Origin of the sequence: Streptomyces macrolidinus, assembly GCF_023887685.1 — a bacterium.
In the GTDB taxonomy this organism is placed as follows: Bacteria; Actinomycetota; Actinomycetes; order Streptomycetales; family Streptomycetaceae; genus Streptomyces; species Streptomyces macrolidinus.
Map to the genome: position 1 here is coordinate 1 of NZ_JAMWMR010000026.1, position 19,841 is coordinate 19,841.

Annotated in this window: 18 protein-coding genes; 14 read left to right on the forward strand and 4 right to left on the reverse strand. The window is 70.7% G+C overall.

Translation table 11 applies throughout. The features are described 5' to 3' along the window. Positions 1 to 180 precede the first annotated feature (180 nt). Positions 181 to 834 carry a leucine efflux protein LeuE gene (gene leuE / locus NGF19_RS24070; protein ID WP_252427369.1) on the forward strand — a complete coding sequence of 218 codons (654 nt, stop codon included), beginning with the start codon at positions 181 to 183 and terminating at the stop codon, positions 832 to 834. A gap of 28 nt (positions 835 to 862) precedes the next feature. Here leuE and NGF19_RS24075 read toward each other — a convergent pair whose 3' ends face one another. Together NGF19_RS24075 and NGF19_RS24080 are read right to left on the reverse strand one after the other, a co-directional pair. After that, the gene (locus tag NGF19_RS24075) at positions 863 to 2,209 is read right to left on the reverse strand and encodes an alpha-2,8-polysialyltransferase family protein (protein WP_252427370.1); all 1,347 of its coding nucleotides are present in this window, start codon (positions 2,207 to 2,209) and stop codon (positions 863 to 865) included. Continuing rightward, complete coding sequence (locus NGF19_RS24080) at positions 2,209 to 3,195, reverse strand: glycosyltransferase family 2 protein (RefSeq protein WP_252427371.1); 987 nt, start codon at positions 3,193 to 3,195, stop codon at positions 2,209 to 2,211. Before NGF19_RS24080 ends, NGF19_RS24075 begins: the two co-directional genes overlap by 1 nt. Before the next feature lie 199 nt (positions 3,196 to 3,394). Between NGF19_RS24080 and NGF19_RS24085 the strand changes: the two genes are divergently transcribed. From NGF19_RS24085 to NGF19_RS24140, 12 genes are all read left to right on the forward strand, one after another. Beyond that, on the forward strand, positions 3,395 to 4,747 hold the full coding sequence (locus tag NGF19_RS24085) for a DUF6716 putative glycosyltransferase (RefSeq protein WP_252427372.1): 1,353 nt from the start codon (positions 3,395 to 3,397) through the stop codon (positions 4,745 to 4,747). 44 nt (positions 4,748 to 4,791) lie between these two features. Then, positions 4,792 to 6,045, forward strand: a complete 1,254-nt coding sequence (locus NGF19_RS24090; RefSeq protein ID WP_252427373.1) for an N-acylneuraminate cytidylyltransferase — start codon at positions 4,792 to 4,794, stop codon at positions 6,043 to 6,045. A 13-nt stretch (positions 6,046 to 6,058) separates the two neighbouring features. Beyond that, complete coding sequence (locus NGF19_RS24095) at positions 6,059 to 6,997, forward strand: N-acetylneuraminate synthase family protein (protein WP_252427374.1); 939 nt, start codon at positions 6,059 to 6,061, stop codon at positions 6,995 to 6,997. A gap of 47 nt (positions 6,998 to 7,044) precedes the next feature. After that, positions 7,045 to 8,148: a hypothetical protein gene (locus NGF19_RS24100; protein WP_252427375.1), complete on the forward strand. Its 1,104-nt coding sequence runs from the start codon at positions 7,045 to 7,047 to the stop codon at positions 8,146 to 8,148. Positions 8,149 to 8,308: 160 nt separating this feature from the next. Further along, positions 8,309 to 9,565 carry an amidohydrolase gene (locus NGF19_RS24105; protein WP_252427464.1) on the forward strand — a complete coding sequence of 419 codons (1,257 nt, stop codon included), beginning with the start codon at positions 8,309 to 8,311 and terminating at the stop codon, positions 9,563 to 9,565. A gap of 145 nt (positions 9,566 to 9,710) precedes the next feature. Beyond that, entirely contained in the window at positions 9,711 to 10,772 is a 1,062-nt protein-coding gene (locus NGF19_RS24110) for a BMP family lipoprotein (protein ID WP_252427376.1), read from the forward strand. 214 nt (positions 10,773 to 10,986) lie between these two features. After that, complete coding sequence (locus tag NGF19_RS24115; RefSeq protein WP_252427466.1) at positions 10,987 to 12,612, forward strand: ABC transporter ATP-binding protein; 1,626 nt, start codon at positions 10,987 to 10,989, stop codon at positions 12,610 to 12,612. Then, complete coding sequence (locus NGF19_RS24120; protein WP_252427377.1) at positions 12,609 to 13,763, forward strand: ABC transporter permease; 1,155 nt, start codon at positions 12,609 to 12,611, stop codon at positions 13,761 to 13,763. Before NGF19_RS24115 ends, NGF19_RS24120 begins: the two co-directional genes overlap by 4 nt. Next, positions 13,760 to 15,052: an ABC transporter permease gene (locus tag NGF19_RS24125; protein ID WP_252427378.1), complete on the forward strand. Its 1,293-nt coding sequence runs from the start codon at positions 13,760 to 13,762 to the stop codon at positions 15,050 to 15,052. The genes NGF19_RS24120 and NGF19_RS24125 overlap by 4 nt, the downstream gene beginning before the upstream one ends. Positions 15,053 to 15,078: 26 nt before the next feature. Further along, positions 15,079 to 15,459, forward strand: coding sequence for a cytidine deaminase (locus NGF19_RS24130; RefSeq protein WP_252427379.1), 381 nt, complete (start codon positions 15,079 to 15,081; stop codon positions 15,457 to 15,459). A gap of 154 nt (positions 15,460 to 15,613) precedes the next feature. Next, a complete protein-coding gene (locus NGF19_RS24135) occupies positions 15,614 to 16,891 on the forward strand; it encodes a thymidine phosphorylase (RefSeq protein WP_252427380.1) in 1,278 nt (425 codons plus the stop codon). Positions 16,892 to 16,986: 95 nt separating this feature from the next. Next, entirely contained in the window at positions 16,987 to 17,571 is a 585-nt protein-coding gene (locus NGF19_RS24140; RefSeq protein WP_252427381.1) for a Uma2 family endonuclease, read from the forward strand. 7 nt (positions 17,572 to 17,578) lie between these two features. Here NGF19_RS24140 and NGF19_RS24145 read toward each other — a convergent pair whose 3' ends face one another. Further along, positions 17,579 to 18,499: an AEC family transporter gene (locus NGF19_RS24145; RefSeq protein ID WP_252427382.1), complete on the reverse strand. Its 921-nt coding sequence runs from the start codon at positions 18,497 to 18,499 to the stop codon at positions 17,579 to 17,581. A 24-nt stretch (positions 18,500 to 18,523) separates the two neighbouring features. Between NGF19_RS24145 and NGF19_RS24150 the strand changes: the two genes are divergently transcribed. After that, complete coding sequence (locus NGF19_RS24150; RefSeq protein ID WP_252427383.1) at positions 18,524 to 18,910, forward strand: STAS domain-containing protein; 387 nt, start codon at positions 18,524 to 18,526, stop codon at positions 18,908 to 18,910. Here NGF19_RS24150 and NGF19_RS24155 read toward each other — a convergent pair. Further along, positions 18,794 to 19,810, reverse strand: a complete 1,017-nt coding sequence (locus NGF19_RS24155) for a sigma-70 family RNA polymerase sigma factor (protein ID WP_252427384.1) — start codon at positions 19,808 to 19,810, stop codon at positions 18,794 to 18,796. The two genes, NGF19_RS24150 and NGF19_RS24155, sit on opposite strands and share 117 nt — an antisense overlap. Between the last annotated feature and the right edge of the window lie 31 nt (positions 19,811 to 19,841).

Sequence of the window (19,841 nt, forward strand, 5' to 3'; positions counted from 1 at the left end):
CCGGATCATCAGTTCCGGAGTGATCCAACCACCTCGAAGATCATTTCGTTAGGAGTTCTAAGAGCACACGTTTACGTGTACGACGACAACCGCTCACTGGCGCGCTCCGCGGGGGGCTGTCCGTCTCGTCCCGCGAAACGTGGATTCCGAGTGTCGTACCCCCGTGCGACACTCCTCTCCATGTTCGGCGTCATCGACCTCCCCACCTACCTGGCGGGCCTTGTTCTCATCATCCTGCTCCCCGGGCCCAACTCCCTGTACGTCCTCTCGGTAGCCGCCCGGCGCGGGGTGCGGGCCGGGTATACGGCCGCGGCCGGGGTCTGGTGCGGGGACACCGTGCTGATGACGCTGTCCGCGGCCGGAGTCGCCTCGCTGCTCAAGACGAACGCCGTGCTGTTCGGGATCGTGAAGTACGCGGGGGCCGGCTATCTGACGTGGCTCGCGATCGGCATGATGCGGGCCGCGTGGGGGATGTGGCGGGCGCGGCGGGAGCAGACCGTGACGGAGGGTCCGGCCGCCGACGCCGTCGGCTCGGAGCGGCCCTACCGCCGTGCGTTCGTCGTCAGCCTGTTCAACCCCAAGGCCATCCTCTTTTTCGTGGCCTTCTTCGTTCAGTTCGTTGACCCGGGCTATGCCTACCCCGCGCTCTCCTTCGTCGTCCTCGGCGCCTTCGCCCAGGCCGCCAGCTTCCTCTACCTCACGGCCCTCATATTCAGCGGGACCCGCCTCGCGGCGGCCTTCCGTCGGCGCAAGCGGCTGTCGGCGGGGGCGACGTCGGCCGCGGGCGCCCTCTTCCTGGGCTTCGCGGTGAAGCTGTCGCTCGCGAGCGCGTAGCCGCGGCCGGTGTGCGCCCCGCCCGTCCTCAGCCGCGTGCCACCCTGCGCCTGAGCGCGCGGGCCCGGCGTGCGACCCGGCGCGCGGTGGAGTTGCGGGGGAGGAACGCCAGCCGGTCCGGGAGGCCGCCCGGCAGGCCGAGCGCGGTGAGCCGACGGCGCTTGAAGTAGCGCTGGGTGCCGGGGCCGTAGTGCTCGGCGAGGAAGCGTTGCGCCGCCGGGCGCAGGCCGGGGTAGATCTGCGGCTGCATGGTGAAGCCGACCGCGGTGAGCAGACCGGCCGGCGGCTCGGCGGCCAGGGCCCCGCCTCCTGACGCACCCTTCGGGTCGCCCTCCAGATCGGGCAGCAGCGCGTCGGTCAGGGTGACCGGTACGCGGTTGCTGTTCTGGTAGGGCGTCAGCCGCTCCAGGAGAGCCTCGGTGCCCACGCGGGCGACCGGGAGGCCGTAGAACGCGGTGGCGGTGAACAGCGCCGTGGAGAAGCAGCCGACCACCAGCGCGGGCCGTGCCCGCTCGAACAGCACCTCGGCGAGGACGGGCAGGTCCAGGACGGTGAGGTCCACGCCGAGTCGCTCGGCCTCGGCCTCCAGCGCACGGCTGTAGCGGGCCGGTGCGGTCGGGTGCGGCTTGAAGACGAGGGCGCGGTGCCCGCGGGCGACCGCGCCCCGCAGCATCCGCACATGCAGGTCCTCCTCTTCCTCGGGGGAGAGGATGTCCAGCGCGGACAGGTACTGGCCGAGCAGGACCGCGGGCCGCTCGGGCAGCGTCGGAAGCCGCGGCACGGCGTCGCCGAGCCGGTCGAGCACCTTCAGGAACGCGCCGGTCGGCACGATCCGCGCGGGCACGTCGAACTCGGTCAGCAGCAGCGGGGCCAGACCGGGCACCAGATCCAGGTGGAGCAGCCGCCGTACGCGCGTACCGATCAGCGGGTCGATCTTGTTGCGGGTGGGGCCGTAGCTCATCAGCCCGTCGGCATAGACGTCGATGGGCGCGTCGGTGAACGAGCGGGCGATGGCCAGGGCCGGGTTGACCTGGAGGGATTCCATCACCAGGGCCACCCGGTCGTCGCCCAGGTCCCACAGCAGCCGCAGATAGCGCTCGATCAGCGGGACGTCGTCGGAACGCGGGGACCAGGCTCCGGGGTGGAAGGGCCGGATGGCGTCGTTCCAGGACAGTACGGCATCGAAGTGGTCGCGCAGCGCGGCGAAGCCCGGCATCTCGTCGACGGCCGGGGCGGTCTCCGGCGTCGTGGCGTTGTTGCACACCAGCAGCAGGCGGCGCTCCGTGCCGGGGAAGCAGCCGGACTCGATCGCGGCGGCCAGCGTGGCGGCGCCGTACAGCGTCGAGGCGCAGAAGATCCGTGTGGTTCGGGACATCAGGCGGCCACCTTCGGAGTGGTGCCCCGACGGCGCAGCCTGCGCAGCCGGGAGGCGCGGGCCAGGTCCATGGTGTCGAGGACGTCGGTGAGCAGGTCCTGCGGCATACGTGCCATCGCCGCGCCGCTCATCGTGCGGAACTGCCGGGCCACGCCCGGCTCGAACTTGTCGATCTCCGCCAGGTGATGGGCGATGATCGCGCAGTACGTGCGCACCGCCTTCGGCAGCAGCCGGTCGGCCTCGGGGTCGGCCGCGGTCTCCTCGATCACCTGGTCGAAGGCGCGGATGAAGTCGAGCTGGCGCACATCGCCGATCTGGGTGAGCGACGTGGCCACCCCGCGCCGGTAGAAGACGCCCAGCAGGCTCAGTACGGCGAACGACTCCGCCTCACGGTGCAGCTTCCATATCCACGGCCGGTCCTCGGCGGTGCGCAGATCGGCGTCGAAGTGCAGCAGCCCCTTCTCGAGCAGGCGCCGGTGATACGCGCCGGCCCAGGAGTAGGGGTAGTCGACCGCGGTCGAGCGTTCGGCGGGAAGGATCGCCTCGCGCGGGTTCAGCACCTCCCCACGCGGTCCCAGAGGCACCCGGTGCACGGTACGGGCGCGGGCGGTCGCCTGCACATGATCGGTCCGTACGAAGTCGCAGCCCAGCTCCTCGATGGCCGTCACGAGCCGGCCGAGATAGCCCGGGGCCAGCCAGTCGTCGCCGTCCAGGAACGTCAGGTATTCGCCCCGCGCCACATCCAGGCCGCTGTTGCGCGCGGCGGCTATCCCGCCATTCTCGTTTCGGCGGATAAAACGTACCGAGGCGACCTGGGAAAGGTCCTCGGCCGCCCGCTCGACAATGGCCGGTGTCTCGTCCTGTGAATGGTCGTCGACCAGGATGAATTCGAATTCCGACCGGGCGTTGAGGCGAAGGCTCCGCAGCGTGTCCGACGCATAGCGCTGCACGTTGCAGAAGGGAACGATCACGGAAAGTTTGGGCACCTGGGGGAGCTTAGGGGGCCGCCCGTCCGGTGAACTGTCCGGTGAGCCTACGAAGAGTGAACTCGACGTGTCGAATCGGTGCACCCCGCGCGCATTCCGCTCCGCGGCGGGCCAGTTCGCCTCTCGGTGCGCCGCTGTTAACTGATTGTTGAATCGGGGTTGGCTCCGTCCTAGGAATTGATTCCTAGCGTCTTGAACCGTGCCAGCCAGTCATACGAAGCCCCTGCGGATCGCCGTGCTCGCGGACTCCGACACCCGATGGAAATGGGGTGCGCTGACCGCGAACCGTCTCACCGCGGACCCGGACGCCGAGCCGCGCGAGAGCGTGTCCGGTGCCCCCGTCCTGGACGGCTTCCTCCTGCGAGGCCGCGCCACCCCCACCACCCGCCAGCTCGACGAGGTCGGTGTCCGCGCGGACTCCCTGCGCGAGGTCACCGCCACCGAGTTCCTGCACACGATGACGAAGGAGCCGTACGACCTCCTCGTCCTCGCCCTGGTCGGCGGGGGAGTCCAGGCCGTGCTGCACGGCCTCGCCCACGCCTGGCAGGGGCGGACCCGGCGCCCCGTCGTCGTCACCGGCTATGTCGGCGTCGTCTACGAGAAGCTCGCCGACGGCCTGCTGCTGCGGCACGGCGCGGACCTCGTCCTCGCCAACTCCCGCCAGGACGCCGACCGCTTCCGGGACGTCTACGAAGGCGTGGGCGCCGACGCCTCGTCGGTGACCGAGGTGGCGCTGCCCTTCCTCGGCGGCGCGCCCTACGAGAAGAAGGACCCCTACACGGTCGTCTTCGCCGCACAGCCCTCCGTGCCGGACAACCGCAGGGACCGTACGTATCTGCTGGACCGGCTGATCCGGCACGCGCGCCGGCACCCCGAGCGCGAGGTACTGCTCAAGCTCCGCTCCCAGCCGGGCGAACACACCACCCATATCGAGGAGTTGCCCTACCAGAAGCTCGCCCGGCAACCGGATCTGCCCGCCAACTTCCGCCTGGTGTACGGGAACATGGGCGAGGTCCTCGACCGTACCGACCTGCTGGTCACGGTCAGTTCGACCGCCGCCCTGGAGTCGCTGCACCGCGGTGTCCCCACCGTCGTCCTGACCGACCTCGGGGTGCGGGAGGCGCTCGGCAACCACCACTTCGTGGGCTCCGGCTGCCTGGCCTCCTGGGACCAACTCGACGCCGGACACGAGCCGTTGCCGGACCCGTGGTGGGTGGCCCGGCAGGGCGTCGCGGCTGGGGGTCCCCACTCTGGGGGAGGCTCGCACGCCGCCGCCTTCGACGAGGCGCGCGCCCGGATCGCCGGACTGCTCGCCGCCGCCGAACTCCCGCCGCTGCGGCCCTACTACACCCCCGTCACCGCGCCCGGCTATCTGCCCGGCATCCTCGCCCGCCACCATCTCGCCCCGGACGGCAGCCCGTTGCCGGGCGCGCCGACCGCCGACCACGCGCCCGGCCCGGTGCGCCGGATCGTCCGCCGCGCCGCGCGGGGCGCCTACCGCCATGGCGTGCAGCGCGTGGCGCCCATGATCCGGCGGATGGGCGAGCTGTGAGCGGGACGAGCCCGACACCCGAAGAATTCCGAGGAGTTGACCTCATGTCCGACCCGGCAACGGGACAGGCGCCGCCGGTGCGCCGTGTGCTCGCGGTGATCCCCGCGCGCGGCGGTTCCAAGGGCGTGCCCGCGAAGAACCTCGCCCCGGTCGGCGGTGTGCCGCTGGTCGCCCGCGCGGTGCGCGAGTGCCGGGCCGCCCGGCTGGTCACCGACGTCGTGGTCTCCACCGACGACGCGGCGATCGCCGCCGCCGCCCGCGAGGCCGGAGCCGAGATCGTACGGCGGCCCGCCGCCATCGCCGGGGACACCGCCACCTCCGAGGACGCGGTCCTGCACGCCGTGGACGCCCACGAGGCGCTGCACGGGACGCCGGTCGACGTGGTGCTGCTGGTCCAGTGCACCAGCCCGTTCCTCGTCAGCGAGGACATCGACGGGGTGGCCGCGGCCGTGGTCGAGAACGGCGCGGACACCGCGCTGACCGTGGCCCCCTTCCACGGCTTCCTCTGGCGCGCCGCGACCGCCGACGCCGCGACCGCCGACGCCTCGGCCGCCGGGGGCGGTCACGGCGTCAACCACGACAAGTCCTTCCGGCCGCGCCGCCAGGACCGCCCCGAGGACCTGCTGGAGACCGGCGCCGCGTACGCCATGGACGCCGCCGGGCTGCGCGCGCACCGGCACCGCTTCTTCGGCCGTACCGACCTCGTGCGCACCGACCCGGCCCGGGTGCTGGAGATCGACGACCCGCACGAGCTGGCCCGCGCCCGCGCGCTGGCCCCGCTGTTCGACGCGCACCGGCCCGGCGCGCTCCCCACCCGCGCCGACCTCGACGCGGTCGTACTCGACTTCGACGGCACCCAGACCGACGACAGGGTGCTGATCGACTCCGACGGACGCGAGTTCGTCTCCGTGCACCGCGGGGACGGCCTCGGGATCGCCGCGCTGCGCCGCAGCGGCCTGGCGCTGCTGATCCTGTCCACGGAGCAGAACCCGGTCGTCGCCGCCAGGGCCCGCAAGCTGCGGATCCCGGTCCTGCACGGCATCGACCGCAAGGACCTCGCACTGAAGCAGTGGTGCGAGGAGCAGGGCATCGCGCCCGAGCGCGTGCTCTACGTCGGCAACGACGTCAACGACCTCCCGTGCTTCGGCCTCGCCGGCTGGCCCGTGGCGGTCGCGAGCGCCCACGACGTCGTGCGCGGCGCCGCACGCGCGGTCACCACCGCCCCGGGTGGTGACGGCGCGATCCGAGAGATCGCCACCTGGATCCTCGGCCCTTCTCTCGACTCCCTCCACAGTTAAGGAACTTCTTGCCATGAGCACCAACTCCCGTCTCCGCCAGCTCGGTTCGCGTACGGCCGGCCCCGGTATGCCGGTGTACGTCTGCGGTGAGATCGGCATCAACCACAACGGCGAGCTGGAGAACGCCTTCGAGCTGATCGACGTGGCCGCCGAGGCCGGCTGCGACGCCGTCAAGTTCCAGAAGCGCACCCCCGAGATCTGCACCCCGCGCGACCAGTGGGACATCGAGCGCGACACCCCCTGGGGGCGGATGACCTACATCGACTACCGCCACCGCGTGGAGTTCGGCGAGGACGAGTACCGGCAGATCGACGCGTACTGCAAGGAGAAGGGCATCGCCTGGTTCGCGTCCCCGTGGGACACCGAGGCGGTCGCCTTCCTGGAGAAGTTCGACGTGCCCGCGCACAAGGTGGCCTCCGCCTCCCTGACGGACGACGAGCTGCTGCACACCCTGCGCGCCACCGGCCGCACGATCATCCTGTCCACGGGTATGTCGACCCCGAAGCAGATCCGCCACGCGGTCGAGGTCCTCGGCTCGGACAACATCCTGCTCTGCCACGCCACGTCGACGTACCCGGCGAAGGGCGAGGAGCTGAACCTCCGCGTCATCAACACCCTCCAGGCCGAGTTCCCGAACGTCCCGATCGGCTACTCCGGCCACGAGACGGGTCTGCAGACCACGCTGGCCGCGGTCGCCCTCGGCGCCACCTTCGTCGAGCGCCACATCACCCTCGACCGCGCGATGTGGGGCTCCGACCAGGCCGCGTCGGTGGAGCCGCAGGGCCTGCGGCGCCTGGTCCGCGACATCCGCACCATCGAGACCTCGCTGGGCGACGGCGTGAAGCGGGTCTACGACTCCGAGCTGGGCCCGATGAAGAAGCTGCGCCGTGTCGCCGGTGCGGTCGTCGAGGCGGAGATCGCCGCGGCGGCCGGTGAGCCGGTGGCGGTCTGACGGTCCGCCCGCCCCCTCATCGCCCGAAAGGCAACGGTCGTACGACCATGAGTCCCCGTGTCGGGCCGACCGGCCCCACCTCCACGCTCGCCTTCGTCGAGAGCCCCGTCCAGCTTCTGAACGTGCTGGAGTGGGCGCACACCCGGGCAGACACCCGGGCGCCAGGAGCCGCCGGCCCGGCCGGGGACCCCCTGACCCTGGTGGTGCTGTCGCCCACCGACCCCATGACCCGGGGTCAACTGCGCCGCATGGCCGAACTCGCGCGCGGCGAGGGCCACGAGGTGCGCTGGGAGGAGGCGCGCGGGGGCGCCACGGCCCCGTTCCGGACGATCGGCGGCCTGGCGCCCCTGCTGCGCGAGGCCGCGCGGATCGTCATCGGCGACCCGTTCTCCCGCTACGTACAGCTCCTGCTGACCATCACCCCGGCGCCGGACCTCGTCGTCGTGGACGACGGCACCGCGACCATGGAGTTCGTGGCGCAGCTCGCGCGGGGCGAGCGGCTGGTGCGCTGGCATCGGCGCGGCAGCCGCCCGGGACCCCGCGATCTGCTCTTCGCCCCGGTCTCCGGCGCGGCCCGGCGCCGCCTCACGCCGTCCGAGCGGCGCGGCGTCGAGGTGTTCTCCGCCATGCCGATCGAGGCGGCCCCCGACGGCGTCCGTCTCACCGTCAACGACTTCGCCTGGACCCGCGCCCGCTTCGGCCCGCCCCGCGTCGCGCGCGGCGCCGACCTGGTGGGCACCTCCTTGGTGGAGACCGGGGTGGTCGACCCGGACCGCTATCTCGAAGCAGTCCGCTCCCTGGCCCGCACCCACGGCGTCGCCCGCTACTTCGCCCACCGCCGCGAAAGCTCCGAGAAGCTGCACCGGCTGGCCGTCGAGACCGGCCTGGAGGTGGTCCGCCCGGACCTGCCCCTGGAACTGATCGCCCGCCGGGGCCCCATCGGCCGTACGATCCTGAGCTTCCCGTCGACGGTCGTCCACACCCTGCCCCTGGCCCTGACCGGCACGGGGGTACGCGTCGCGGTCTGCGACATCGACCCGACCTGGCTCACCGACACAGCCTCCCCCCGAGCCGAGGGCTTCCTGGCGGGGGTGACGGGCACGGCCCGAGACGCCCACCGGCTGCGGTCGGTGACGCCGGGGACGGCGTGACGGCGTAGGGGGAGACAGGGGTAAAGAAAGGCCCCTACCCCTTTGCGCGTCTCACCATGCGGGCGCGTGCCCGGATTCTTACATCAATCCGGCTGAACTTTTCTTGATCGCCCGGCAGTTGATCCCCCTCAGGCCTACCCTTCAAAGGGTGAACCAACTGATGTCCCGCGAGTTCGACGCCGACCTGCCCGGGGATTCCGGGGACGCCGTGCTGCCTGTTGTCCTGCCCGGTGTGCTGTCCGAGGAGTTGCGGGCCGAGCTCGTCGCCTTCCGGCGTGATCTGCACATGCACCCCGAGCTGGGCCACCAGGAGCTCCGTACCACCGCCGCGATCAAGGCGCGGCTGGAGCGGGCCGGGCTCGCCCCGCGGGTGCTCGACATCGGTACCGGGCTCGTGTGCGACATCGGGGTCGGTGAGGAGGCGGACGGCCCGGCCGCGCCCATGCTCGCGATGCGCGCCGACATCGACGCGCTGCCCATTCCGGACACGAAGTCCGAGTGCGGCTACCGCTCCACGGTCCCCGGCCGCGCCCACGCCTGCGGACATGACGTCCACACCACCGTCGTCCTCGGCGCCGGACTCGTCCTCGCCGAGCTGGCGCGGCAGGGCGCCCTGCCGCGCCCCGTACGGCTGATCTTCCAGCCCGCCGAGGAGGTCCTGCCGGGCGGGGCGTCCGACGCCATCGAGTCCGGGGTGCTCGACGGCGTGGGGAAGATCATCGCTGTGCACTGCGACCCGCGCGTGGACGCCGGACGGATCGGGCTGCGCAACGGCCCCATCACCTCCGCCTGCGACCGCCTCGAGATCGCGCTGAACGGCACCGGCGGGCACACCGCCCGCCCGCATCTGACCACGGACCTGGTCACCGCCGCCGCCAAGGTCGCCACCGAGGTCCCCATGCTCGTCGCCCGCCGTATCGACGCCCGCTCCGGGCTCGCGGTGACCTGGGGACGTATCGAGTCGGGCCACGCCTGCAACGTCATCCCGCAGCACGCCGAGCTGTCCGGCACCGTCCGCTGCCTCGACCTCGAGGCCTGGCGGCAGGCGCCCGACCTGGTGCATGCCGCCATCGACGAGATCGCGGGCATCTACCGGGCCAAGTCCGAGATCAACTACGTCCGAGGGGTGCCGCCCGTCGTCAACGAAGCCGGGGTCACCGAGCTGTTGCGGGACGCGATGATGGCCCGGCGCGGGGTGCACTCCGTCGAGGACACCCAACAGAGCCTCGGCGGCGAGGACTTCTCCTGGTATCTGGAGCAGGTCCCCGGCGCCATGGCCCGACTCGGCGTCCGCGTCCCCGGCGAGCGCACCGTACGCGATCTCCACCAGGGCGATTTCGACGTGGACGAGTCCGCGATCACGGTAGGTGTCGAGCTGTTCACGGCCGCCGCGCTCCTGGACGCGGCACGTTCGTAACCCGAGGTCGCGCAGGCGTTCAAGACCTGTTCGCGTCAATCCGATAACGGCTTCCGAAGAGGGCTTTATCTGGCATCTACGCGCGTTACGATGCGGCGAAACCAGCGCCAGAAGTGGCGCTTCGGTCAGGTCGAAGGAGCCTCCCTTGCGCCGGGTAGCCAAGATTTCTGCCGCGTGTCTCGCCACCGCGGCCCTCGCGCTTTCCGCCACCGCGTGTGGCAGTACGTCGTCCGAGAAGGACTCCGGGTCGGGCAAGTCGTCCGGCTCGGACAAGAACGGTGTCAAGATCGGTCTCGCCTTTGACGTCGGCGGCCGTGGCGACCACTCCTTCAACGACTCCGCCGCGCGCGGTGCCGACAAGGCGAAGTCCGAGTTCGGCGGCTCCCTCAAGGAGCTGACCGCGAAGACCTCGGACACCGAGGCCGACCGCGAGCAGCGTCTCTCGGACCTCGCCGACGCGGGCTACAACCCGATCATCGGTGTCGGCTACGCCTACGCGAACTCCATGACCAAGGTCGCGGCGAAGTACCCGAAGACCACCTTCGGCATCGTCGACTCCGTGGTGAACACGAAGAACACCGACAGCATCGTCTTCACCGAGGAGCAGGGCTCCTACCTGGCCGGTGTCGCCGCCGCCCTGAAGTCGAAGAGCCACCACGTCGGCTTCATCGGCGGCGTGGACGTCCCGCTCATCAAGAAGTTCGAGGCGGGCTTCGTCCAGGGTGTCCAGGACACCGACAAGAAGATCAAGATCGAGCGCCAGTACCTGAGCCACGGCTCGGACACCTCGGGCTTCGCCTCCCCCGACAAGGGCAAGGAAGCCGCGCAGGGCATGCTCGACAAGGGCGCCGACGTCATATACACCGCCGCCGGTTCCTCCGGTAACGGTGCGATCGAGGCCGTCAGCGGCAAGAAGGGCGCCTGGGCCATCGGCGTCGACTCGGACCAGTACAACATCCCGGGTCTGGCCAAGTACAAGAACTCGATCCTGACCTCGGTCGTCAAGAACGTCGACGTCGGCGTCTACGACCTCATCAAGTCCGTCAAGGACGGCAAGCCGCTGACCGGCACCAACAGCTACTCCCTCGCCGAGAAGGGCGTCACGCTCGCCACCAGCGGCGGCTTCATCGACGACCTCAAGGCCAAGCTGGACGCCGCTCAGCAGGACATCGTCGACGGCAAGATCAAGGTCAAGACGACCCCGTGACCCGCGGTGGTCGCGGGACGGCGCACGGGATCGTGCGGACCCTTCCGTGACCTGACGGTCCCGGCGGACCACGGCTCGGTGAGAGGGGCGGCGCCCGCCCCCTCACCGAGCCATAACAATGTGTCAACTCTACGCGTGTAGCATCGAGTTGCCGCGCTAGCGTCGCCGACGCCCGCCCTCCCCCGAAGCCCCTTTCCCCCGAGGAGAGTGCGCCATCAACGCGTCCAGCCCTCCCGCTGCCGTCGAACTGCGCGGCATCACCAAGCGCTTCCCCGGCGTTGTCGCCAACCGCGACATCGACATCACCGTCCGCAAGGGCACCGTGCACGCCCTCTGCGGGGAGAACGGTGCCGGCAAGTCCACGCTGATGAAGATCCTCTACGGCATGCAGAAGCCGGACGAGGGCACCATCACCGTCGACGGTGCGCAGGTCTCGTTCCACAACCCCGCCGACGCCATCGCGTGCGGCATCGGCATGGTGCACCAACACTTCATGCTCGCCGACAACCTCACCGTCCTCGAGAACGTCGTCCTCGGCGCGGAGAAGCTGTACGGCATCGGCGCCAAGGCCCGCAAGAAGATCAACGAGATCTCGGACGCGTACGGCCTGAACGTGCGGCCCGACGCGCTCGTCGAGCAACTCGGCGTCGCCGACCGCCAGCGCGTGGAGATCCTCAAGGTCCTCTACCGCGGCGCCCGCACCCTCATCCTCGACGAGCCCACCGCGGTCCTCGTGCCGCAGGAGGTCGACGCGCTCTTCGACAACCTGCGCGAGCTCAAGTCCGAGGGCCTCACGGTCATCTTCATCTCGCACAAGCTGGGCGAGGTGCTGCACGTCGCCGACGAGATCACCGTCATCCGGCGCGGCACCACCGTCGGCAACGCCGACCCGAAGACCACCACCACCAAGCAGCTCGCCGAGCTGATGGTCGGCAGCGAACTGCCGTCGCCGGAGACCCGTGAGTCGACGGTGACGGACGTCCCGATGCTGACGGTCAAGGGCCTGCGCGTCGCCGAGACCGGGGTGACCCCCGTACCGAAGGAGTCGCCCAAGGACGCCTACGGCCACGAGGGGGCGCAGGTCGGCCGACTGCTGCTGGACGACGTCGACTTCACGATCCACAAGGGCGAGGTCCTCGGGATCGCCGGTGTCGAGGGCAACGGCCAGACCGAGCTGATCGAAGTGCTCATGGGCATGACCACGCCGGACGCCGGGGTGATCACCCTGGACGGTGCGGACATCACGAAGGCACCGGTCCGCAGGCGCCGCGAGGGCGGCATCGGGTACATCCCCGAGGACCGGCACCGGCACGGCCTGCTGCTGGAGTCCCCGCTGTGGGAGAACCGCGTCCTCGGCCATGTCACCGAGCGGCCCAACTCCAAGGGCGGCCTGATCGACATCAAGGCCGCGCGCGCCGACACCGAGCGCATCGTGCGCGAGTACGACGTGCGCACCCCCGGCATCGACGTGACCGCCGCGTCCCTGTCCGGCGGCAACCAGCAGAAGCTGATCGTCGGCCGCGAGATGAGCCACCACCCCAAGCTGCTCATCGCCGCCCACCCCACGCGCGGCGTGGACGTCGGCGCGCAGGCGCAGATCTGGGACCAGATCCGCGAGGCGCGCCGCGACGGCCTGGCGGTGCTGCTGATATCCGCCGACCTGGACGAGCTGATCGGGCTCTCCGACACCCTGCGGGTGATGTTCCGCGGCCGTCTGGTCGCCGACGCCGACCCCGCCACCATCACCCCCGAGGAGCTGGGCTCCGCCATGACGGGTGCGGCCACCGGCCACCTGGAGGCCCCCACGGACCCGGAGCACGCTAAGGACGCCGCCCGATGAACAAGCTGACCTCACGGATCGACAAGGAGCGCCTGCTCCTGGGCATCGCGGCGCCGCTGCTCGCGGTCGTCGCCGCGCTGGTCGTCACCGCCCTGGTGATCCTCAGCACCGGCAAGGACCCGTTCGCCGCCTTCAGCGACATGGTCACGTACGGCTCCGCCAGTGACAGCCAGGTCTACATCCTGAACAAGGCGACCACGTACTACCTCGCGGGCGTCGCGGTGGCCATCGGCTTCCGGATGAACCTGTTCAACATCGGTGTCGACGGCCAGTACCGGCTCGCCGCGTTCATCGCGGCCGTCCTCGGCGGGGCGCTGACCCTGCCCGGGTTCATCGCCATCCCGCTGATCATCCTGTGCGCGATGGGCGTCGGCGCCCTGTGGGCGGCCATCGCGGGCATCCTCAAGGTGACCCGCGGCGTCAGCGAGGTCATCGCGACCATCATGCTGAACTCCATCGCCACGGCGGTCATCGGCTACTTCCTCCAGCCCGAGCGGCTCGGCGAACTGCAGCAGGGCGGCACCCTCGTCTCCACGAAGCCGCTGCCGGAGGGCTCCTGGTTCTTCACCGTCGACGCGGGCCCGGCGGGCACGGTGTGGGGCTTCATCGTGGTCGCCGTGATCGTCGGCCTCGCCTACTGGTTCGTGCTCGGCCGCACCCGCTTCGGCTTCGACCTGCGGACCGTCGGCCAGTCCGAGAGCGCGGCGTCGGCGAGCGGCGTCAGCGTCAAGCGCATGGTCGCCACCAGCATGCTCATCTCGGGCGCGGTGGCCGGTCTGATCGGCATGCCGACGCTGCTGAACGACAGCCACCAGTTCGACAACAGCTTCCCGGTCGGTATCGGCTTCACCGGTATCGCGATCGCGCTGCTCGGCCGCAACCACCCGGTCGGCATCGCACTGGGCGCCCTGCTCTGGGGCTATCTGGAGCGCACCACGAACCACCTGGAGATGCAGGGGTACGACAAGGAGATCCTGGGCGTCATCCAGGGCGTCATCGTGCTGTGCGTCGTCATCGCCTACGAGGTCGTACGCCGCTACGGCCTCATGCGTCAGCAGCACCGCGTCGGCGCGGAACTCGCGGCGCAGGCCGCCGCCCCGGCCCAGGCCCCGGCCGCCGCTTCGACCGAGAACCAGGAGGTGGCGAAGTGACTGCCACGATGACCGACACGCCGCCTCCCGCGGCGGCCAAGGCGAGCGGCGCGCAGCAGCCCAAGGGCTCCCGCTTCTCGCTCGCCCAGATCCTGCTGATCATCATGGGCGCCCTGATCCTCGTCGCCGCCATCCGTGTCGTCACGGGCGCCGACCAGCTCACCTCCGGCGGCCAGATCGGCGCCGCGCTCGGGCTCGCCGTGCCGATCGGTCTCGCCGGTCTCGCGGGTCTGTGGTCCGAGCGGGCCGGTGTGGTCAACATCGGCCTTGAAGGCATGATGATCCTCGGCACCTTCGGCGCGGGCTGGCTCGGCTGGCAGACCAACCCCTGGCTCGGTCTGCTCTGCGGTATCGGCTTCGGTGTCCTCGGCGGTCTGGTGCACGCCGTCGCCACCATCACCTTCGGCGTCGACCACATCGTCTCCGGTGTCGCCGTCAACCTGCTCGCGCTCGGCGCGACCCAGTACCTCGCCAAGCTCTTCTTCGCGGACGGCACGTCGGCGACCAAGGGCGGCAACCCCAAGCAGTCCCCGCCCGTCGACAGCCTGCCCGACGTCACCGTGCCGGGGCTGTCCGACGGACTCGCCTCGATCGAGAAGCACCACTGGTTCTTCGTCTCCGACCTCGCCGGCATCCTCGGCGGCCTGGTCACCAACGTCTCCGTGGTGACCCTCCTCGCCCTGGTGCTGTTCGTCGGAAGCTGGTGGCTCCTGTGGCGCACGGCCTTCGGCCTGCGGCTGCGCTCCTGCGGTGAGAACCCGATCGCCGCCGAGTCGCTCGGCGTCAACGTCTACTCGTACAAGTACGCGGCCGTCGCCGTCTCCGGCGGTCTCGCCGGGCTCGGCGGCGCCTTCCTCGCGCTGGTCACCTCGCACACCTATCTGGAAGGCCAGACGGGCGGGCGCGGCTACATCGGTCTCGCGGCGATGATCTTCGGTAACTGGCGGCCCGGCGGAGTGGCCATGGGCGCGGGCCTGTTCGGCTTCTCCGACGCGCTCCAGTTGCGCAACGGCGGCGAGACCGTGCACGCGCTGCTGCTCCTGCTCTTCGTGTTGCTGGCGCTGCTCGCCCTGTGGAAGCTGTATCGCAAGGCACTGTGGCAGGGCGCGATCACCGCGGGCATCGCCGCACTGATCCTGGTCTGGTACCTGCTGACGAAGGAGGTGCCCGGCGACTTCGTGGGCGCCACCCCCTACGTCGTCACGCTGCTGGTGCTGTCGCTGTCGGCGCAGCGCCTGCGGATGCCCAAGGCGGACGGCATGCGCTACCGGAAGGGACAGGGCAAGTGACCTCCAGCGAGCCCATGATCGAGCCCATGATCTGGAAGCCGCTGCGCGAGGCGGCCCGCGAGGCGATGTCCCGGGCGTACGTCCCGTACTCCGGCTATCCGGTCGGCGCGGCGGCGCTCGTCGAGGACGGCCGTACGGTCACCGGCTGCAACGTCGAGAACGCCTCGTACGGTCTCGGGCTGTGCGCCGAGTGCGGTCTGGTCTCGGCGCTGCAACTGAGCGGTGGCGGGCGGCTGACGCACTTCACCTGCGTCGACGGCGAGGGCGCGGTGCTGGTGCCATGCGGTCGCTGCCGCCAGTTGCTGTACGAATTCGGCGGCCCGGAGCTGCTGTTGGAGACCCCGGCGGGCATCCTGCCCCTGTCGGAGATGCTCCCGCAGGCCTTCGGCCCCGACCACCTGAAGTAACGCCCCTCCGAAGTAGCGTCGCGGCCCCTCCACTTGCGCTGTGGAGGGGCCGTTCCGCCTCCTGTCTCTATGCGCGTAGAGTCCGCGTAGAGTCCCGTACGTAGTTGTTGTGCGCAGTTGTGTACGTAGTTGTGAACCTGCCGGAAGGAATGCCATGGACGCCATCTCCGTCATCCGTACCAAGCGGGACCGCGGTGAGCTGAGCGACGAGCAGATCGACTGGGTCGTCGACGCCTACACCCGGGGCGAGGTCGCCGACGAGCAGATGTCCGCGCTGGCCATGGCGATCCTGCTGAACGGCATGAACCGGCGCGAGATCGCCCGCTGGACCGCCGCCATGATCGCCTCGGGCGAGCGCATGGACTTCTCCTCGCTGTCCCGCCCGACGGCCGACAAGCACTCCACGGGCGGCGTCGGCGACAAGATCACGCTGCCGCTCGCCCCGCTGGTCGCCGCCTGCGGCGCGGCCGTCCCGCAGTTGTCGGGCCGCGGCCTCGGCCACACCGGCGGCACGCTGGACAAGCTGGAGTCGATCCCCGGCTGGCGCGCGCTGCTGTCGAACGAGGAGATGCTGCACGTCCTCGACACCACCGGTGCGGTGGTCTGCGCGGCGGGCGACGGGCTCGCGCCCGCGGACAAGAAGCTCTACGCGCTGCGCGATGTCACGGGCACGGTGGAGGCCATCCCGCTGATCGCCTCGTCCATCATGTCCAAGAAGATCGCGGAGGGGACGGGCTCGCTGGTCCTCGACGTGAAGGTGGGCAGCGGCGCCTTCATGAAGACGATCGAGAACGCGCGCGAACTGGCCTCCACGATGGTCGGCCTGGGCACGGACCACGGGGTGCGGACGGTCGCGCTGCTCACGGACATGGCGACGCCGCTCGGCCTGACGGCGGGCAACGCGCTGGAGGTCCGCGAGTCGGTGGAGGTCCTGGCGGGCGGCGGCCCGGCGGACGTGGTCGAGCTGACCCTGGCCCTCGCGCGCGAGATGCTGGACGCGGCCGGGCTCAAGGACGCGGACCCGGCCAAGGCCCTCGCCGACGGCTCGGCCATGGACGTGTGGCGCCGCATGATCTCCGCCCAGGGCGGGGACCCGGACGCGCCGCTGCCCACCTCCCGCGAGCAGCATGTGATCACCGCGCCGTCGTCGGGTGTCCTGACCCGGCTGGACGCCTACGACATCGGCGTCGCCGCCTGGCGCCTGGGCGCGGGCCGCGCCCGCAAGGAGGACCCGGTGCAGGCGGCGGCGGGCGTCGAGATGCACGCCAAGCCGGGCGACCAGGTGACGGCGGGCCAGCCGCTCCTCACCCTGCACACGGACACCCCCGAGCGCTTCGCGTACGCCCTTGAGTCGCTGGAGGCTTCGTACGACATCGCGGCACCGGGCACGGACTTCACGGCGTCGCCGGTGGTGCTGGAACGTATCGCCTGACCAGGCACTTCCCCTTTCGGGTGAACGGGATCGGTGGACTGCCACCGGTCCCGTTCGGTGTGTTGGGATCCGTGATGCACCGAGGGGAGACTGCCATGAGGACACTGACCGTAAGCGAGAAGCCCGACCAGAGCTGGGGCGACCTCGTCCCGTTCTGGGAGGACATGGAGTGGCCCGAGGGCAACAAGGTGGAGATCATCGAGGGGATCATCACCGTGTCACCTGCTCCGGCGTGTCGGCACAACTTGATCGCGTCCGACATCCAGCGTCGCCTCTACTCGGTGATTCCTGAAGACTGGGGAATCTTCCAGAGGTTGGCGATCGCTGTGCCCTCCTGTCTGGGCATGCTGATGCCGGACCTCGTGGTGACCCCGCTACCGGATGATGCAAAGGTGGATACCCACATCCCAGCAGGCCTCGCTGAACTCGTCGTCGAAGTGACGTCGCGTGCCAGCGCCCGCCACGATCGCGTCAGCAAGGCCGTCGCCTACGCGACTGCGGGTATCCCCCTCTACCTCCTCGTCGACAACTGGGCCCCCGGTGGGCCTACGGTCACGCTGTACGGCGAGCCCAAGGGCGATGTCTACCGGGTTCTGCGCGCAGGCAAGTTCGGCGACCCCATCGAGCTCCCCGCCCCCTTCGACCTCGTGATCGACACCGAAGAGTTCCCCGTCGGCTGACGGCCCCTCACCCCAGCCACGCCGCCACCCCCACCAGCACCGGCACCGACAGCAGCGTCGACAGCAGGATCGACTGCTGGGCCAGGGACTCGCCCACCCGGTAGCGGCTCGCGTAGGTGAAGAGGTTCTGGGCCGCGGGCAGGGCTGCCGTGACCACCACGTCGAGCAGTCGGGCGCCGTGCAGGCCGAACGCGGTCGTTGCCAGGGCCCAGGCCGCCAGGGGCTGGCCCACCGACTTCAGGGCGACCGAGAGCAGCACCAGCGGGCGGTCGCCGCCCCGGCCAGGGGTTCCGCTGCCGTGCAGGGCGATGCCGAAGGCCAGCAGGACGGCCGGGACGGACATGTCGGCGATCAGGGTGAGAGGCTCCATGACCGGCTCGGGGACATGCAGTGAACTCGCCGAGATCAGGACCCCGCTCAGCGCGCCCACCGCGATCGGGTTGCGCAGCGGCGTCAACAGGCGTTGCCACAGCGGGAGTCGAGCACCCGCGCCGGAGAGATCGAGGACCGTCAGGGCGATGGGTGTGACCACGATCTGCTGGAACAGCAGGACCGGCGCCACCAGCGAGGCATCGCCCAGGACGTACGCGGCGATCGGGATGCCGAGATTGCCGGAGTTGACGTAGCCGGAGCACAGCGCGCCGATCGTCGTACGGCCCACGCCCCAGCGGCGGACGGTGCCGACCGCCACGAAGACGCCCCCGGCCGCCGCCGTGCTCAGCGCCGTCACCAGCAGGCGGCTGGAGAAGACCACCGACAGATCGGCCCGGGCCAGCGTGGTGAACAGCAGGGCGGGGGTCGCCACTTGGAAGGCCAGCCGGGTCAGCACCTCGCCGCCCTGGCCGCCGAGTGAGCCGCGCCGCCCGAGCGCGTAGCCGACCCCGATCACGACCGCGATCACCGCGAACCCGGTCAACACCCCCTGCACGCGGCCCCCTCGCCTCCGATTCCGATGAGTTACGCCCGACGCGTCGGTCTAGGGATCGTGGAGACCGGAACACCCGCCGTGCTCGTGCTCACAGGACCCCCTACCCGGGAGGAGGTGAGGAGGCGGTGCGACGATGTGCGCGGGCTGCTGCGAGCGAGCCGGGCCGGGGCCGTGGTGTGCGATGTGGCCGGGCTGGGACCGCCCTGCCTGGGCGCCGTCGAGCTGCTGGCGAGGGTGCGGCTCACCGCGCGGCGGGCCGGGGGCCGCGTCCTGCTCCGCGGCCCCGACCCCGGGCTACTCGCCCTGCTGGACCTCGTCGGCCTCCGTTTCGAACTGGAGGGGCAGGCCGAACAGCGGGAACCACCGCTGGGTGTCGAGGAAGCAGTGGAGCCCGGTGATCCTGCCCTCTGAGGTCTCCAGGGCCTGGATCGCCCACGCCGTGAGACCACCCGTCTCCGGGTCCGGCTTGTACTGCGCGAAGCCCGGCAGGCCGTTGACCTCCACGGGCAGCAGACGCGAGCCCGCGCAGGCGGAACCGAGCGTGGTCATGAACCCCGTGATGTCCGGCGTGCCGCGCAGCCACAGGTCGAACGGCGGCATCGTCATCACCGCGTCCTCGTGCAGCAGCGCCGTCAGCGCCGTCATGTCGTACCCCTCGAAGGCCGCCACATAGCGCTCCAGGAGCCCCCGCTGCTCCTCGTCCAGGGAGTCGGACACGGCGGCGTCGGCGCCCTGCTCGTTTCGCTCGGCCAGCGTCGCGCGGGCCCGCTGGAGCGCGCTGTTGACCGACGCGACCGAGGTGCCGAGCAGCTCGGCGACCTCGCTCGCCTTCCACGCCAGCACCTCGCGCAGGATGAGCACCGCCCGCTGCTTGGGCGGCAGTTGCTGCAGGGCGGCCATGAACGCGAGCCGCACCGACTCCTTCGCCACCGCGGCCTCCGCCGGGTCGCCCACCGTCGGCAGCACGCGCGCGTCCGGCATCGGCTCCAGCCACGTGTGGTCCGGGCGGGGGGTGAGGGCGGCCTGGGCCAGCGGCGTGGCGTCCGTCAGATCCATCGGGCGGGCCCGCTTGTTGCCCGCGTTCAGCATGTCCAGACAGACGTTGGTCGCGATGCGGTACAGCCAGGAGCGCAGGGAGGAGCGGCCCTCGAACTTCTCATAGCTCCGCCAGGCCCGGACCATCGTGTCCTGCACCGCGTCCTCGGCCTCGAAGGAGGACCCGAGCATCCGGTAGCAGTACCCCGTCAGCTCGGTCCGGTGCTTCTCCAGCCGGACGTCGAGGTCCTCCACCGCCGCCGTACCGTCACTCATGGTCCACCCACCCCTGTGGCCGTACTCGCTC